The 15,202-nt window shown below is 63.2% G+C and carries 14 protein-coding genes, 1 tRNA gene and 1 pseudogene; 8 read left to right on the top strand and 8 right to left on the bottom strand.

The genetic code is table 11. The features are described 5' to 3' along the window. Positions 1 to 9: 9 nt before the first annotated feature. From NLI84_RS15030 to NLI84_RS15010, 5 genes are all read right to left on the bottom strand, one after another. A complete protein-coding gene (locus NLI84_RS15030) occupies positions 10 to 504 on the bottom strand; it encodes an RNA pyrophosphohydrolase (protein ID WP_255991461.1) in 495 nt (164 codons plus the stop codon). A 106-nt stretch (positions 505 to 610) separates the two neighbouring features. Continuing rightward, on the bottom strand, positions 611 to 1,399 hold the full coding sequence (locus tag NLI84_RS15025) for a fused MFS/spermidine synthase (protein WP_255991460.1): 789 nt from the start codon (positions 1,397 to 1,399) through the stop codon (positions 611 to 613). Further along, positions 1,399 to 2,340, bottom strand: coding sequence for a tRNA 2-thiocytidine(32) synthetase TtcA (gene ttcA / locus NLI84_RS15020; protein WP_255991459.1), 942 nt, complete (start codon positions 2,338 to 2,340; stop codon positions 1,399 to 1,401). The genes NLI84_RS15025 and ttcA overlap by 1 nt, the downstream gene beginning before the upstream one ends. Positions 2,341 to 2,436: 96 nt before the next feature. After that, complete coding sequence (locus NLI84_RS15015; protein ID WP_255991458.1) at positions 2,437 to 3,276, bottom strand: endonuclease/exonuclease/phosphatase family protein; 840 nt, start codon at positions 3,274 to 3,276, stop codon at positions 2,437 to 2,439. Between the two features lie 71 nt (positions 3,277 to 3,347). Further along, positions 3,348 to 4,097 carry a pteridine reductase gene (locus tag NLI84_RS15010; RefSeq protein WP_255991457.1) on the bottom strand — a complete coding sequence of 250 codons (750 nt, stop codon included), beginning with the start codon at positions 4,095 to 4,097 and terminating at the stop codon, positions 3,348 to 3,350. Between the two features lie 64 nt (positions 4,098 to 4,161). Here NLI84_RS15010 and NLI84_RS15005 point away from each other — a divergent pair, with 64 nt between their 5' ends. Both NLI84_RS15005 and NLI84_RS15000 read left to right on the top strand, forming a co-directional pair. Further along, positions 4,162 to 5,328, top strand: a complete 1,167-nt coding sequence (locus tag NLI84_RS15005; protein ID WP_255991456.1) for a class I SAM-dependent methyltransferase — start codon at positions 4,162 to 4,164, stop codon at positions 5,326 to 5,328. A gap of 45 nt (positions 5,329 to 5,373) precedes the next feature. After that, positions 5,374 to 5,450, top strand: a tRNA-Met gene (locus NLI84_RS15000). A 120-nt stretch (positions 5,451 to 5,570) separates the two neighbouring features. Here NLI84_RS15000 and NLI84_RS14995 read toward each other — a convergent pair. Further along, entirely contained in the window at positions 5,571 to 6,134 is a 564-nt protein-coding gene (locus tag NLI84_RS14995) for a GNAT family N-acetyltransferase (protein ID WP_255991455.1), read from the bottom strand. 550 nt (positions 6,135 to 6,684) lie between these two features. Between NLI84_RS14995 and NLI84_RS14990 the strand changes: the two genes are divergently transcribed. The 3 genes and pseudogenes from NLI84_RS14990 to NLI84_RS14980 all read left to right on the top strand — a co-directional run bounded on the left by NLI84_RS14990 (position 6,685) and on the right by NLI84_RS14980 (position 7,821). Next, positions 6,685 to 7,176, top strand: a complete 492-nt coding sequence (locus NLI84_RS14990; protein WP_255991454.1) for a hypothetical protein — start codon at positions 6,685 to 6,687, stop codon at positions 7,174 to 7,176. A gap of 15 nt (positions 7,177 to 7,191) precedes the next feature. Further along, a pseudogene (locus NLI84_RS14985) lies at positions 7,192 to 7,320 on the top strand (IS5/IS1182 family transposase); the annotation flags it as partial. 120 nt (positions 7,321 to 7,440) lie between these two features. Then, entirely contained in the window at positions 7,441 to 7,821 is a 381-nt protein-coding gene (locus NLI84_RS14980) for a hypothetical protein (protein WP_255991453.1), read from the top strand. A gap of 195 nt (positions 7,822 to 8,016) precedes the next feature. Here the strand turns inward: NLI84_RS14980 and NLI84_RS14975 are convergent, their stop codons facing one another. Continuing rightward, on the bottom strand, positions 8,017 to 8,937 hold the full coding sequence (locus NLI84_RS14975) for a helix-turn-helix domain-containing protein (protein ID WP_255991452.1): 921 nt from the start codon (positions 8,935 to 8,937) through the stop codon (positions 8,017 to 8,019). Positions 8,938 to 9,390: 453 nt separating this feature from the next. Here NLI84_RS14975 and NLI84_RS14970 point away from each other — a divergent pair, with 453 nt between their 5' ends. Together NLI84_RS14970 and NLI84_RS14965 are read left to right on the top strand one after the other, a co-directional pair. Next, entirely contained in the window at positions 9,391 to 11,289 is a 1,899-nt protein-coding gene (locus NLI84_RS14970) for a DUF1800 family protein (RefSeq protein ID WP_255991451.1), read from the top strand. A gap of 10 nt (positions 11,290 to 11,299) precedes the next feature. Then, on the top strand, positions 11,300 to 12,751 hold the full coding sequence (locus tag NLI84_RS14965; protein ID WP_255991450.1) for a DUF1501 domain-containing protein: 1,452 nt from the start codon (positions 11,300 to 11,302) through the stop codon (positions 12,749 to 12,751). A gap of 108 nt (positions 12,752 to 12,859) precedes the next feature. On the opposite strand, the gene NLI84_RS14960 is transcribed toward NLI84_RS14965, so the two are convergent. Beyond that, positions 12,860 to 13,402, bottom strand: a complete 543-nt coding sequence (locus tag NLI84_RS14960; RefSeq protein WP_255991449.1) for a lipid-binding SYLF domain-containing protein — start codon at positions 13,400 to 13,402, stop codon at positions 12,860 to 12,862. Positions 13,403 to 13,850: 448 nt separating this feature from the next. On the opposite strand from NLI84_RS14960, the gene NLI84_RS14955 reads away from it, so the two are divergent. Further along, entirely contained in the window at positions 13,851 to 14,804 is a 954-nt protein-coding gene (locus NLI84_RS14955) for a hypothetical protein (RefSeq protein WP_255991448.1), read from the top strand. Positions 14,805 to 15,202: the final 398 nt, after the last annotated feature.

Raw genomic sequence — 15,202 nt, 5'->3', positions numbered from 1 at the left:
TACTCTCGCTCACCCCTGGACACGCAGCGGTGCGCCATCGAGATGGCGCGACAGCTCCGATAACGCCGCCTCGTACACGCCGCGCTTGAACTCGATCACCGCGTCGAGCGGCGCCCAATATTCGTTCCAGCGCCAAGCGTCAAACTCGGGATGCGTGCTGCGCCGCAGACAGACATCGGAATCGCGGCCAACCAGCCGCAGCAGGAACCAGATCTGCTTCTGGCCCTTGTAGGTGCCGCGCCATTCGCGGCGCACCCAGTTGATCGGCACGTCGTACTTCAACCAGTCGCGGGTACGACCCACGATGCGCACGTGCTCGGGGGCGAGGCCGACTTCTTCCATCAGCTCGCGAAACATCGCCTGCTCCGGCGATTCGCCCTGCTTGATCCCGCCCTGCGGGAACTGCCACGAGTGCTCGCGCACCCGCTTGCCCCAAAACACCTGATTATGCTGGTTGAGTATGATGATGCCGACGTTCGGACGATAGCCGTCACGATCGAGCATGGGGTAATACCTTGTAACCGTTAGTTAACGTTGATTTTTCCACATCCGGCGCAGCTTGCAAACCGCGGCAGCGCTTTCTTTCCGGCCGAATGGCGTCGGAACAGGTTCAGATGAAGAGGCGCCGGTCGTTATGCGGGTTCATGCGCGCCAGATCGGCGATGAACTCGGCGAACTCCAGCTCGTACTCCGCCTCGAGTCGGGACGCACGCTCGGTGAGCCGCGCCCACTGCGGGCTGTTCTGGTTGCGGCGGAACGCGAATGCCATCACGTTGCCCTTTTGCCGTGCCGGCAGGCACAGCAAACGCCCGTCGAACACGTCTGAGAGCCGCTCGCAATAGCTGGAAAAACGCTTGTCCGAGCCCCACAGGTTCACCGCCAGCACGCCGTTGTCGCTGAGCTTGTCGCGGCAGCTGGCGAAGAACTCGGTGGACGCGAGCGGCGCGGCAATGCCGGTGGCCGAGTAGGCATCCATGATGATGAGGTCGATCTCGCCATCGGGCAGACCCGCGACGTGCGCGGCGCCATCGCCTGCCAGCACCGACAGGCGCTCGTCATCCGCCGGCAGCGCGAACATGCTGCGCGCCACAGCGATCACCTGCGCATGCAGCTCCACACAGGTCAGCCGGGTTTGGGGCAAGCGGGCGTGGATCCACTTGGCGATCGATCCACCCCCGAGGCCGATCAGCAATGCCTCCTTCGGCGGCTCGATGAACAACAGGAAGCCGAACAGGCAACGCGTATAGGCGAGCACCAGCTCGGACGGATCGGATACCCGCATCGCGCTTTGCGTGTCGTCGCCGCCAAAATGCAGCTTGCGGATGCCGAACTCTTCGGAGATATCGATCGCGATCTCGTCCACCGCCACAGCGGAAACACGCTTGGAGCGGAACAGCATCAGTCCTCGCCCCCGCAACCGCCCGCATCGCGCGGCCTGGAAGCCAGGATGGAAATGCGGTTGGGCTCAGCGAAGCTTTCCTTGTCGAAGGCCTTGTCGCCGTCGGCACGCGGCGTACCGTCCGCCTTGATGTTGGCGAAATCGTAGCGCGTGGTATCGGCCAGGTGCGACGGCACCACGTTGCACATGGCGGTGAACATGGTTTCCAGCCGGCCGGGGAAGCGTTTGTCCCAGTCGCGCAGCATGTCACCGACCACCTGGCGTTGCAGGTTGGGCTGCGAGCCGCACAGATTGCACGGGATGATGGGAAAACCCTTGGCCTCGCTGTAGCGCTCGATGTCCTTCTCGCGGCAGTAGGCCAGCGGGCGGATCACGATATGGCGGCCATCGTCCGACACCAGCTTCGGCGGCATGCCCTTCAACTTGCCGCCGTAGAACATGTTGAGGAACAGCGTTTCCAGGATGTCGTCGCGGTGATGGCCCAGCGCGATCTTGGTCGCACCGAGTTCGTCCGCCACGCGGTAAAGGATGCCGCGGCGCAGGCGCGAGCACAGGCTACAGGTGGTCTTGCCCTCTTCGACCACGCGCTTGACGATGCTGTAGGTGTCTTCTTCGATGATGCGATACTCGACACCCAGCGCGGCAAGATATTCGGGCAGCACATGCTCGGGAAAGCCCGGTTGCTTCTGGTCCAGGTTGACCGCGACGATGGAGAAATCGATCGGCGCGGACTTCTGCAGCCCGAGCAGGATATCGAGCATGGTGTAGCTGTCTTTGCCGCCGGACAGGCACACCATCACCCGGTCGCCCTCTTCGATCATGTTGAAATCATTGATCGCGTCGCCCACGTAGTGACGCAGGCGCTTGGTGAGCTTGTTGAGGTTGTACTGGGCCTTCTTCTCGGTATCGGCAAGCGGGGCGGTGTCGGTGCTGGCGTTCATGGCGGGATAAGCATGGGGCGCCAAGGCGCCCCACGTAGATGTTTGAATTGACGCGGATTTTACCCGATCCGGCCGCCATTCCCAAGCGCGACGGGTCTATTCGAGCGTGATGCGTAGCGGGCGATGATCCGATCCGAGCGCCGGCCCCAGCGTCACGGCACGACTGCGTATCGCGCCGCGCAGCAATACCCGGTCCAGCGGCAGCAGCCACCAGCCCGCAGGGCCCCAGGTGGGCCACACGCCGGACCCCGCCTCGCGCAGATCGGCCGCGACCAGGAAATCCGCGTAGCGCGGCGAGAACGGCGTGCTGTTCATATCGCCCAGCACGATCACCGGCGCCCGTTCGGCGCGCACAGCCTGCGCCAGCGCGCTGAACATCGCATCGCGGGCCCGCGCCAGCGCACCGTCCAGTGGCGGAGGCGGGTGGATGCCATAAATCACGCGGCCATCATCCAGCACCGCGCGCACATAGGGATAAGCGCGATATTCGCCTTCGACCTCGACGACCTCACACGCCCGCAGCGGCCGGCGCGATGCCAGCAGCAATCCGAACGGGCTATTGGCCAGCTGGCGGCAACTTTGCGGATAAGTCACCAGCACCCCGGCTAGCGACCCGGCGATGTCCTCTGTCACCTCGGTCAGAAAGAGCAGATCGGCGTTTTCACGCCGCAACCAATGCGCAGCCGGTGCCAGCGCACCGTTCCGGTAATACACATTGAAGGCCACGATCCTGAGCGGCGCAGGCCTCGTCACGGCGTGCCCCTGCGGCACGCGTAGCGGGGCTGCGATGAACCACGCCTGCCACAGCGCCAGCGTCAGCAGCAGCAAGCGCCACCAGCCACGCCCCACCAGCAGCGCAGCCAGCAACAAACAAGGCAGATAGAACAGCGCAAAGTGGCTGAACAGCTCGAGCAGCCAATGCCAGCGGCCCAGCATGCCCAGAACGCAGGCAGGCGCAGCCAGGATGCATAGCAGGCGCAGCCGCGATATCAGCCAGGATCGCGCCGTCACAGCACCACGCTGCGCCCGCCGTCGACCGGCAGCACCACCCCGGTGAGATAGGGCGCTTCGAGCAGGAAATGAATGGCCTGCGCCAGATCGTCCGGCGTGCCGATGCGCTGCAGCGGAATCGACGCGTTGATGCGCGCGCGCTCCGCCTCGGTGAACACGGCCATATCCTCCGGCCACAGATTGCTTCCCGGCGCCACCGCGTTCACCCGCACATCCGGCGCCAGCTCGCGCGCCAGCGATCGGGTCATCGCCACGAGCCCGGCCTTGGCCACTGTGTACAGCGTCAGCTCGGGATGAGGGCGATCGACATGGATATCGGCGATGCTGATGATCACCCCCTGGTTGCGCCGCAACTCCGCCGCCGCCGCCTGCGCCAGGAACAGCGGCGCCTTGAGGTTGGAGCCCAAGAGATCATGCCAGGCCGCGTCGGTGTAACTGCCGACCGGCGTCGCGAAGAACGACGAAGCATTGTTGATCACCGCGTCGATCCGACCGAACGCGGCAAGGCAGGCCTCGACCAGTTCGGGCAGGCGATCGGTCTGCAGCAAATCCAGCGCCACCACCGCTGCCGAATCGGCACTTCCCGTGTTCAGGCTGCCCGCCAGCGCCTCCGCCTCGGCGCGGCTGCCACGGCAGTGAATCATCACACGCCAGCCCTGCGCATGCAGGTAACGCACTATGCCCGCGCCGACGCGGCGGGCGCCTCCGGTTACCAGCGCAACCTTGCCGTGCCGCGTTGCGGCCATGTTTACCATTCCAACCATCGCTCTGGGCCTTAGAATTGGGTTTTCGCCGAATTCTGCTGCCCAGATGTCGCCATCGCAAGCCACGCCCCCACTCCCCCTGCCCGGCAACGACGCCCTGAGCGCGTCGCACCAGTTGATCGCGCGCATCCGCGCCGAAATCGATGCCCGTGGCTGGCTGTCGTTTGCCGACTACATGGCGCTGGCGCTCTACAGCCCGGGCCTGGGCTACTACAGCGGCGGCGCCACCAAGTTCGGCGAGGCGGGCGACTTTGTCACCGCGCCCGAGCTCTCGCCGCTGTTCGGCGCGTGCGTGGCCGAAACCATCGCCCCGGTACTGTTCGCGCTGGGCGACGCCGACGTACTCGAGTTCGGCGCCGGCACCGGCCAGCTCGCCGCGCAGATTCTTGCCGAGCTGGAGCGGCTGGAACGCTTGCCTAGGCGCTACTGCATCGTCGATTTGTCGGCCGAGCTCGCCGCGCGGCAACGCGCCACGCTGTCCGCGCTGGTGCCGCATCTCGTCGATCGGGTGCAATGGCTCTCCGAGCTGCCCAAGGATTTCGTCGGCTTTATCGTCGGCAACGAAGTGCTCGATGCCATCCCTTGCAACCTGGTCTATCGCGATGCAGCCGGCGCGCTGTTCGAGCGCGGTGTGGTATGGCGCGAAGGCCTCATTTACGAGGACCGATTGCTGGCGCCCGGCCCCTTGCTGGAGCTGGCCGCCGCGCTCGACCTACCCAGCGACTACCTCACCGAGATCCAGCCGCAGATGCACGGTTTTGTGCACAGCGTGGCGCATAGCCTCACCCGCGGCGCAGCGCTCTTCATCGACTACGGCTTTCCCGGCAGCGAGTACTACCACCCGCAGCGCAACGCCGGCACGCTGATGGCGCACTACCGCCACCACAGCCTGACCGATCCGTTCTGGCACCCGGGCCTCACCGATCTGACCTGCCACGTCGATTTTTCCGCGGTGTACGCCGCTGCCGACGCAGCCGGCCTACAGCTGGAGGGCTACACCAGCCAGGCGCAATACCTGCTCGATACCGGCGCGGCACAGCGGCTGGAGCAGCTGCAACCTGCCCAGTACCTGCCCGGCGCGTCGGCGCTGAACAAGCTCACCAGCCCCGCCGAAATGGGCGAGTTGTTCAAGGCCATCGCCTTTTCCAAGAACTTGGCGCTGCCCGGCCTGTTGCCTGGGTTTTCACGATCCGACGATTCGTGGCGCCTGTAGCTGCTTGACAGCCCATCGGCACGGCGGCACAATGCCCGACTCTTTGGCTATGTAGCTCAGTCGGTTAGAGCACAGCACTCATAATGCTGGGGTCACAGGTTCGAGTCCCGTCATAGCCACCAGATACCAAAAAGCCCCGACTTCGGTCGGGGCTTTTTGCATTGGCACGTCGTCGCGCTTGCCGGCACCTCGCTCGTGCAGCTGACTCAGCCGCTTGCGCTGTCAGCCCCTACTGCCAAAACTCAGGCAGACGGACAGCCATCCGTTGCCTCGGGGCGCTGCAGGACAAAATAGTCGAACCAGCCGTCGTCATCGCACCGGACCGTGCCGCTCGCAGCGAAGCCGCTACGCAGGACGACGCGACGAGAATCCGGGTTCGACGGCTTCACCACAGCCATCAGTTGCGGCAGGGCCGACAACCCAAACAGCCACTGCGTTGCCGCGCGGACGCCTTCGCTGACGTAACCGCGGCCGCGATACGCGCGCGACAACGCGTACATGACCTCGGGCGAATCAACGTGCACGCTCGGCTTGGGCCAGATGCCCAACCAGCCGATCAGCTCACCGTCGGGCAGGCAGATCGCTAGGGGGACGGCCGGGCTGTCGCTGTCGAAGCGCCCCAGATTGGTTTCCTGCCAGGCCAGCCACTGTCCGCACTGCTCAATCGTCATGGCCCAATCGGGCAGGGTTGTGGTGATTTCGGGCTGGCTGACCAGTGAGACGAGTGCAGCCAGATCACTCTGCGAGAAAGTGCGCAACAGCAGGCGGTTGGTGGAGATGCGCAAATTGCGCAGATCATGAAGCATCGAGTCGATCCTTGTTTCGCACAAATCAATAAGTAACCCGCCACGCCTACCGGCACGATGGGGGACGCGAAATGTACACGCCAGATCGACAGCGGTCTTTGCTCCAGTTGATGTAAATGGTTGTAATGGGCGCCGGCTACAACATTTCCACCGCCAAATCGGCCCGCCGCGAGCGCTCGCCGCACCGCCGTGCCTGTAATTCGGCTGGGTTGTAGCAAAACCAGCGATGCCCCATATCGCCCAGGACGTAGCCGCGTGACCTCCACCCGCAACAGCCTCGGCGCACTCTTCGCAAACTCGGCCGGCCGAAACTGTTGCGAGCATGCGACCGACCGTTCACGCTGGATGGACGGCGCTCGCCTATCGCTGCTAGAAAGGCCAGCCAAGCAAGCGGAACCCAACAACTAAGTCCGCCACCGACAGGTAAAGCCAGTGCTTGCGAGTTTTTCGGTTTGTGGTATTCGGGCAAGCACATCCTAAACACACAAATCTGCCTTTAGGGTGCCTATTTTAAATCAGCTTTAAACGCGCATAACGGGAAGTAACATTCATGAAGATCGTGAACAAACTGGCGCCAATCGTACTGGCAATCAATGTTAGTGCAATTGCAAGTGGAAACGATGTTTCAGTAACGTCCAAGGCAGATTTTCGTGACGCCGTGATAATACCTGACAAAATAAAACTCGAGTGCGTCGACTTGGGAAGTAATTTTTCGCAGTCTACGAAAAAATTCCTGGAAAATTCTGGGTGGCAGGTTACCTTGAGCGACAAGGTTGAAACGCAAACCTCTGGCACCTCCGTCAAGCTTGAGATACTGAACGCCATGAGTTCAGGCAATGCGCTTATTGGCCACCACAAATCCGTTGCCATTGCTGCAACCCTGTATAGAGACGGCAACGTAGTAGATACTTATACTGGAACCCGCGATTCTCGCGGTGGGTTCATGGGGGGACTTAAAGGGTCTTGTGAAGTTCTCTATCATTGCGTTAATACGCTTGGTAAGGACGTTACAAAATGGCTAAATACCAAGTCGCTCCAGTAGCCAGGTGTTGGGGTTCGCGTGATCAAGCGCGAGTTTGGCTACACCAAGGTGCGCTACAAAGGGCTCGTGAAGAATGCCGCGCAGGTGTTCTCGCTGATCGGCTTGATCAATCGTTACCTGGCGAGGCGAGCACTGATGGGTTGACGAGCGAAATCAGTCCGCAGCGCCAGAAACCGGGCGATCGGGGTCCATAGGCTCTCGGAATGCGGCGACAGGGGCGAAAAAAAAGACGTCGGAATCGGCTAGAAACGACTGGCTTGGAGGATGAGGCTCAAAACTGCAATCAATCGGGGGTTTATTAAGAAAATGCTACATTTTTTTACTAGTGCACTTCGCGGAAAAGCACCACTTTGGGTGGTATGGTGGGGCTTTGTTGTACTTGGATACATTTGGGTCAAAGCCCTGAGTGCCGGCTACTTTGCCCTAGCTCAGCATTTATCCTCTACCCCGCAGTGGGAAACATATCGATCTTTCTACCTTTTATTGCTGCTTCCACTTTCAATCATGATTTTTCTGCATGCTGCACTCTCGGTTGCTTTTGTATTCAAGTGCGCATCTAACACCAACTCCACCATCTTCGCCGCTCTAGCAAAAGCAGCGGTTATCATTCTAGTGATAGAGAAATTCTTACATTTTCTGGCTTAGACCAATTTAGCCCTGACAACCCGCTTTTCACGACTGCTTCCTCAAAATCGCCTTCTGGCGATTTTTTACTGCAACAGCTAATGGAAGGCTGGCGCGCCTAGATTAGACGAGATGGCGCAGCTGAACCCTGTATCCGCGATTGCGCTCCCGATGCAATCAGGCCCGCCAAACACATGCGCCAAGAGGGCCCCGCGCCTAGCGCCGGGTCATGGGGGTGGGCTTCACCGGCATGGCAATCCAGCCCATCTCGCCCGCCGCCGGGTAGCAGCGCAGGTGTGGACGGAGACTGTCGAACTGCCAGAGCTGCTGCGTGTCCAGCCAGTTTTCGTACAGGCGCTGGAACAGTGGATGGCCGCTGTCATAACGGAACCGGGCATAGAAGCCACCGGGCACCAGCTTGCGGTGCCCCGGTATCACCCGATCGGGCGGTGTCATACAGGCTTCGAACACGATGTCGTTGCGTTGCGCGAGCCCCGGATCGCCGTGGAACAGTCCGATGTAACGCGGCACGGCGCCACCAGACCACAGTGGTGGCACATCCCGCATGAAGTTGGCCATGGCGATGGTCATCGCGGAATCCTTCCATGCTCCGATCACGCGCCGGCTGATCACTGCAATGGCAGGCAGTTCGACCACCTCCGTTTGCGCGGCAACCTGCAGGGCGACGCCTTCCGGCTCGCGCGTCACGATGCCATGGCGATGGAAATCCAACGCCGCCGGCATGGCCATGCCGTTGCGGCCGATGGTGTGCTGCATGTGGGCCCGCCAGCCGGCTTCGTGCCGCCATTCGCCCGCCGTCATGCCGAAGGTGCGCAGGAAGGCCTTGGCAAAGGCGTGGTAGCCCGAATAACCGCTATCGAGCCCCAGCTCTCCCACCGGCAACGCTTCATGGCGCAAACGGCTTGCGGCATGCTGCATCCGGCGACGACGGAGATAGTCGATCGGCGAGGCATCGGTATAGCTGCCGAACACCCGCTCGAAGTGGTGCGGCGAATAGCAGGCGAGCCGGGCGAGCGAGGCCAGGTCCATCGGCGACGCAAGCTCGTTGTCGATATGATCGAACACCCGGGCCAACCGGTCCGGCACCCATGGAAAAGCATCGTCCAACGACTCCATCCCCACTCCCCCGCCGACGCTGCCGGCTTGGTGCCGTAGCGCCTTTTCTGTTCTATTGGCCCAGCATGCCCGGCGCCGCCTCGGTGCGGCAAGCCCGGGTAGCTCCGCCCGGCGTTTTACCGCCAGAAGCAGGCCAGGCGATGTATCCGGGATTGCGCAACATGTACACGCCCCCCGTTTGCCGCGTCGGTGCAGATCGAACCCTGCTTCGGTCGAAATCCGATCCCGCCAGCCACGCCGGGTCGGATGTGCAGGGTGATGCCGGCAACACTTTGCCAACGTATTGAACGGCAAGCCCCGTTGCGACACGCCGCCGGGGCTTCGTTTTTGTCCCTCCGTCTGTCCATGCCGCCCGCCGTACGCAAAGCACGGATGCCCGGCGAGCGGTTCTCCCTGTACTTCATGAGACGCTGATATGCGTGATGTGCCAACGGCACGCTCAGGGAGAAAAACATGAATTGCAAAGCAGTCCTGGCCAGCACGGTGCTGGCGCTGCTGCTTGCCGCCTGTGGCGGCGGCGGCGGGGACTCGGGTAGCGACACGGCAGCACCCACACCTTTACCCACGCCGGTTCCGCTGCCGGTGAGCAGCGTGTTGCCGCCGGTGTCGCAAGCAGAGTGGGATGAAACGGCGGTACGCAATGTGCTGCATACCTTTGCCTACGGCGGGCAGGCGAGCGACGCTCAGATCCAGGCCTGGACGCAGATGGCGCCGCAGGCTGCCATCGTGGAAATGCTGACCTTTGCCCCGTTCAACCCCAAGCTCTCTCCGGGTCGCGGTGAGGCCGATCCCTTGCGTGCCTCCGGTGGCACGCTGGCGGGACTGTCGCGCTACTGGAGCGGCGGCAGCAGCCCGATGCCCAGTTCCAATCGCGCATCGTTCGATTACCTCAACGACTGGGGTGGCTTGCAGCGCACCGGCCTGCAGGCTGGCATCACGCAGGGGCTCAATCCCTTCCTGCATCGCGTGCTGTTCTGGGAAACGAATTACCACCTGGCGGTGAACCAGGGCGCGGGCGTGGAGCAGGGCCAGATCGTGCGCTACTACGATACGTTGCTGAACGCGCTGGCGAACGGGGAATCGTATTCCCGCGTGCTGGCTCGCGCGGCAATGTCGGCCGCGATCGCGCGGCAGTACGGCCACAACCGCAACGAGTTCAACAACACCTCCCGCGTTTTCCGCGGCAACGAGGATTTTGCCCGCGAGTTCCACCAGCTGTTCTTCGGCATCCTGGGCACCACGCGCCCGGAAGACGCCACCCCGCGCGCGGCGGGCGAGGACAGTTACCACGAAGTGGTCACGGTCAAGAACACGGCACGCATGCTGACCGACATGACCGAGCAGCCGCAGAATGCGGAGGAACTCACCTTCGGCACTGCCAAGCATCATGCGGCGGCGCTGGAAATCCTGCATAGCCAGATCGCCGGCGCCACCGCGCGCGACAAGATCTTCGCGCTCGCCGAAGTGGCGATCCGCCACCCCGAATCGGAAGCCAACCTGCCGGTGAAGATCATCCAGGGCCTGGCCAACGACTACCTCGGCGAGGCGGACATGGCGCAGCTGCGCAGCTACTGGCAGCAGCAGGGCCAGTCCAAGGATCTGCTGGCCTTCCTGCAGACCTACGCGATCTCGCGCCAGTTCCACCACAGTAGCCGCGTCAAATACCTGACACCGCTGGAGCGCAACCTCATTTTCCTGAACCGCTTTGCACTCAATCGCACCGAAAGCGAGTTCACCAGCTGGTATTCGCCGATCGCCCTCATCACTTGGGACGAAGGCTTTACCACGTTCAGCCCCACGCACAACGTGTTCGGCCACCAGACGAGCGAAGAGGCGTCACTCTCGGCCGAGCTGTTCAAGACCGTCTACAACCGCAGCGTCGACAGCCTGTGGCGGGTAGCGCGTGTCGACAGCATAGGCGACGCCAATCTGACCGAGCAGGCGTCCGGCTGGGAGAAGAACTGGGGAGCGCTGGCGCCACGCGAAGCCGATGGCAGCTGGCGTACCGACCGGGTTGCCGCCTGGCTGTGGCAGCGTTTCACCGGCAACAGCCTTGCCGATTTTGGCGACTACGAACGCCTCTACACCTACAGCCTGCTCGCCACCGGACGCGATGCCGGCTTCTATTGCACCGGCAATGGCGCCGCCGGCACCAACCCGGATTACGTGTTCGGCGACGCCGATTTCGCCCCCAATGCGCCAGGCACACGCTGCCTGGCTGAGCTTGCCGACGACGCGGTGGCGCTGGCCAGTAGCGATAGCGAAATCCGCAAGAACGCCAACCGCCGCGTCGCCTACGCCGTCGCCTTCCTCACTGCATTGCCGCAAGCGCAGCTGTTGCGCGGCGAATAAGGATATCGAGATGCAACGCCGAGATTTTCTGCGCCTGAGCCTGCTCGCTGGTGGCGCCTCCGCCTTCCCCGGCCTGATCCCCGAGGCCGCCGCTGCGGTCAGCCTCAACCGCCGCAGCGTGTTGTCGATCACGCTGGCCGGCGGGCCCGATTTCCGCCACCTGTTCCCGCCCGCCATTGCCGCCAACGAAACGGCCGACAGCTATGCGTTTCGCTGGTGGGCGGCGCGCGCGGCGAGCCAGGGCATCGAAGCGGCCCAACGCAACCGCGACGGCTACTTCCAGCGCTATTCCAGCGCCTATACCTCGCTGAATCGGCCTGGCACCGCGACCCCGGCAGGTCTCGGCATCCTCGCAAGCTGCGGCTGGCTGAAGGAACGCTGGGATGCAGGCGAGCTCGCCATCGTGCACAACGTGGTCGGCGCCGTTTCGCGCGATCATGCGCATTCGCTCTTGGTGATGGATCACGGCGATCGCAGTTCCGGCCCCATCGACAACCACAAGCCCGGTTGGGGCGGACGGCTTGCCGCGGCACTGGGCGGCAACGCCCGCGTCGCCGCGCTCACCAGCTCGCCACGCCCCATGTGCCTGGGCCCCGGCGCCGGTGGGCGCGCCACCTCCGAAGTGGTGATCGGCATCGCCAATTCGCGCAAGCTGGCGCTGTCGGAAAAACCGTACACGCCAGGCGGCCCGGCCTGGCAGGTGGCGTCCAGCGACAAGGCGCTGTCGCGCAGCCTCAAGGCGTACTACCAGTCCAGGCGCTTCAGCGACCCGGCGCTGGCCCGTCTCGCCAACCATGAAAAAGTGCTGCGCGATCTGGGCGCGCGCGTTACCGCCCGGCTCGGTACTGGCGAAACCAGCGCCAGCGGCGCGCTGGTCGAGGTGCCAGCGGGAATCCGCGCGCTCTACACCGACGGTCTGCCATGGAAGAGCCGCTATTGGGGCATGCAGGCGCGCAATCTGCACGACGTGCTGGCGCTGTCGGACGTCATCAATGCTCCCGTGCTGTCGATGGACTACGGTGGCTGGGATACCCACAAGGCGCAACGCGAGAACATCGAAAGCAGCCTGTCCGACCTGTTCGCCAGCGGCAAGGGGCTGGACCTGATCTGGCAACAAATGGACCAGGCTGCGCGCGACAACCTGACCATCGTGATCTACGGCGAATTCGGCCGCCAGCTCGCTGCCAACGGCGATGCCGGCACCGATCATGGTCGCGGCAACGCGGTGCTGGTGATCGGCGGCGGCGTGCGCGGCGGCGTCTACGGCACGCCCTTCCCCGAACGGGAGCTCGCGCTGTTCGGTCGTAGCGTCAACGACGACATCCTCGGCCAGACCGGCATTGAGCATGTGCTGGGCAGCGTGGCGGACTGGGTGGCGGGCGGCAGTACCGGCAATAGCGTGTTCAATCGTGGCAACAGCCTGATCGAGGCGGGGTTCAATCCGGCGCTGTTGTTCACTTGAGCTGAGTGCCGCTCGCCAACGCCAGCGCGACGGTGGCGCGTAACACCGTCGGAACACTGCGCGCAGCAGGTAAGCGCAACACCGCCGGCAGCGGTTTGCCGGTGGTGTTTACTTGTTGAGGCGGGTGATCTTGTTGCCCTGCACGCCGGCACCAGCCATCAGGCCCTTCTGGCCGAACACGAAGGCGTAGACGTCGTCCTGGATCGTGGTGGTGGTCAGGTTGCGCGCCTTGCCCTCATCCATCACCACCACACTGGGGCCCACGCCCACCTCGAAGCCCTGGGTGTTGTCCAGCGCCGCCAGCGCCGCGTCGGTCATAAAGAACATCGCGTAGCCGTAGGTCTGCACGCCAGCCTGCAGGCCCCACGAGGCGCCGGCCGTGCTGTAGCGGGCGGCCACCTTGCCGCCGCGGAACAAGACCCCCTCGCCATACTGACCGCCGAAGCCCAGACCCGCCTTCTTGATCGCCGGGAACACCAGCGTGGCCTTGGCCTGCGCACCCAGCGTCTTGGCGGCGGGGATGCGGGCATAGAGCCGGTTGAGCGCGGTTTTCGCATCCTGTTCCAGCTTGCCATTGCCCGCGGCAAGCGCGGCAGGGCCGCATAAAGACAAGCCCAGGAATACAGTGACCCAAGGTTTCGCGTGCGTCATGATTGCCCCTCCATCTTCTTGGGGTTGTAGCACCGTATCGCTTACGCCGTTTTCCAAACGCTTGCACACTCGACCAGCGGGCTGCCGCACGCACAAAGCGGCTTCGGAAACCTACCGCTGGCCCTGATCGGGGCTTGCCAGAAACACACAGCGCGTCATGCACATAGACGCGCTTGTCCGCGTAGAAACCGATGTCGCCCTCACCGTCGTTGTCGCCGTCGATCAGGCGCAACCGCGGATCGCCATACGCGATGGACGCGCTGCTTGCACCAGCTCAGGCTGCATGAGTTAAGTCCGCTTATTGCCAGCGGGTTAGAATACCATTGCTTAATTATTTCTTACAAAAATGGGCCAAACTCAACAGAACACCGAAGCCAGCACGCCACAGTTCGCCGAGCGCATCAAGGTTAGCCGGATCGATTCGGGTACGGCCGCCTTCTGGTGGCTGATGCTGTTTGGCATGCTGGGTATGGCTCCTGGCGTGATACTTGCAATCCTGTTGTCTGCGCGCCTGGATTCCCATCCCGGCCTCGGCTTCATCGTCAACCTTGCCGGCGCGATCGCTGTTTTGTTATGCATCGCACTGGCAATCGCCGGCATGGTTGGCGCCTGGGCGTTTTGGTTTCGCCTCCATGAATGGCTGGAGCCGCGCTTGGGCGTGATTGCGCTCGATGCGGTGGTCGAGGTGCGTTGCGCAGCAGAAGGGCTGCACGTTGGTCCGCTCGGCTGTATACCGTGGCAGGAAGTGCTGGCCTGCGAGGGTATTCCCGACAGCGACGACCAGCTGCTGGTCCATACCGCCCGCTTTGACAGCCTGATGATGTATGCGCCAATAGAGCGGCTGGCTCCCGTCATCGGCTACTTCCGCAGCCAGACTCTGTTGCGCGATCTGGTCCCAGGCAACGATGAGCCGCTGCTACATTTCACCGCCCAGCCATTCAGCCGGATCCGGTTCTGGGCTTGGTGCGGCCTGGCCTGGGGCTTGGCCATCGGCTGCGGCATCCTGGTGATCGCCGAAGGAAACCAGGGCATCCTGAATCTGCTGGGCGCGTTGGTGTTAGGCCCCATGATGTACTGGCTGATCATGTATATCCCGCTCACTGCCATCTCGATTCTGGCTCCGCGCCGCACCCGTGCCTACACCTTGGCCGGCACGGAGCTGATCGCCAATGATGGATCTTGGCGCGCCGAACCCGGCACCGCCCATCTCAAAGCCAGGTACCAGAAGGGCACGCTGTATGAGCTGAACTTGCTCACGCTGCGCACAACCACCGGCCGGTACCGCTCGCTGCGGCTGGACGAGCACGAGTGGTCGCGCGTCATTCCCGCTCTGGTTCAGCACAACTGGGCGAGCGCTGCGCCGGTCCACCCCGATGCCGCTCAGTTCACCAATCTGGATTGAGCGCGGCGCGCAAAACCCGGTGTCATGCCGCTGGCAAGGCGCGAATAACACAGGCAGTGGTACACGGCCAGTGAAGCAGTCCGCGAGATTGGTTAGCGGCTCGACCCACCTCGTCTGCAGATACGGCCTTTAAGCATGTGCTCCCGGCTGAACTCAACCCATTCAAGCTCCCGGCAATTGCCGGAAGGGCGGCCAGGTTGCCGCGATGCACCTGAGGATCGAGGCCCCAGGCACGGATGATGCCGGCCGCCGGATCTGGGCGTGCCCTGGGTGGCGCCAGCAACAATCGCGTCACTGCGGACGACAGGCCCGGCTAACCGAATATTCTGGCGCGTGTATAGCCTTTGCTGGAAGCGTTGTGGACCTGGCCTGCCCGCAACAGCACCGCTCCACACGAC

This window comes from Chitinolyticbacter albus, assembly GCF_024437655.1.
Lineage (GTDB): Bacteria > Pseudomonadota > Gammaproteobacteria > Burkholderiales > Chitinibacteraceae > Chitinolyticbacter > Chitinolyticbacter albus.
The sequence above is the reverse complement of the archived record's forward strand: the minus strand, read 5'-3'. Positions and strand labels throughout refer to the sequence as shown.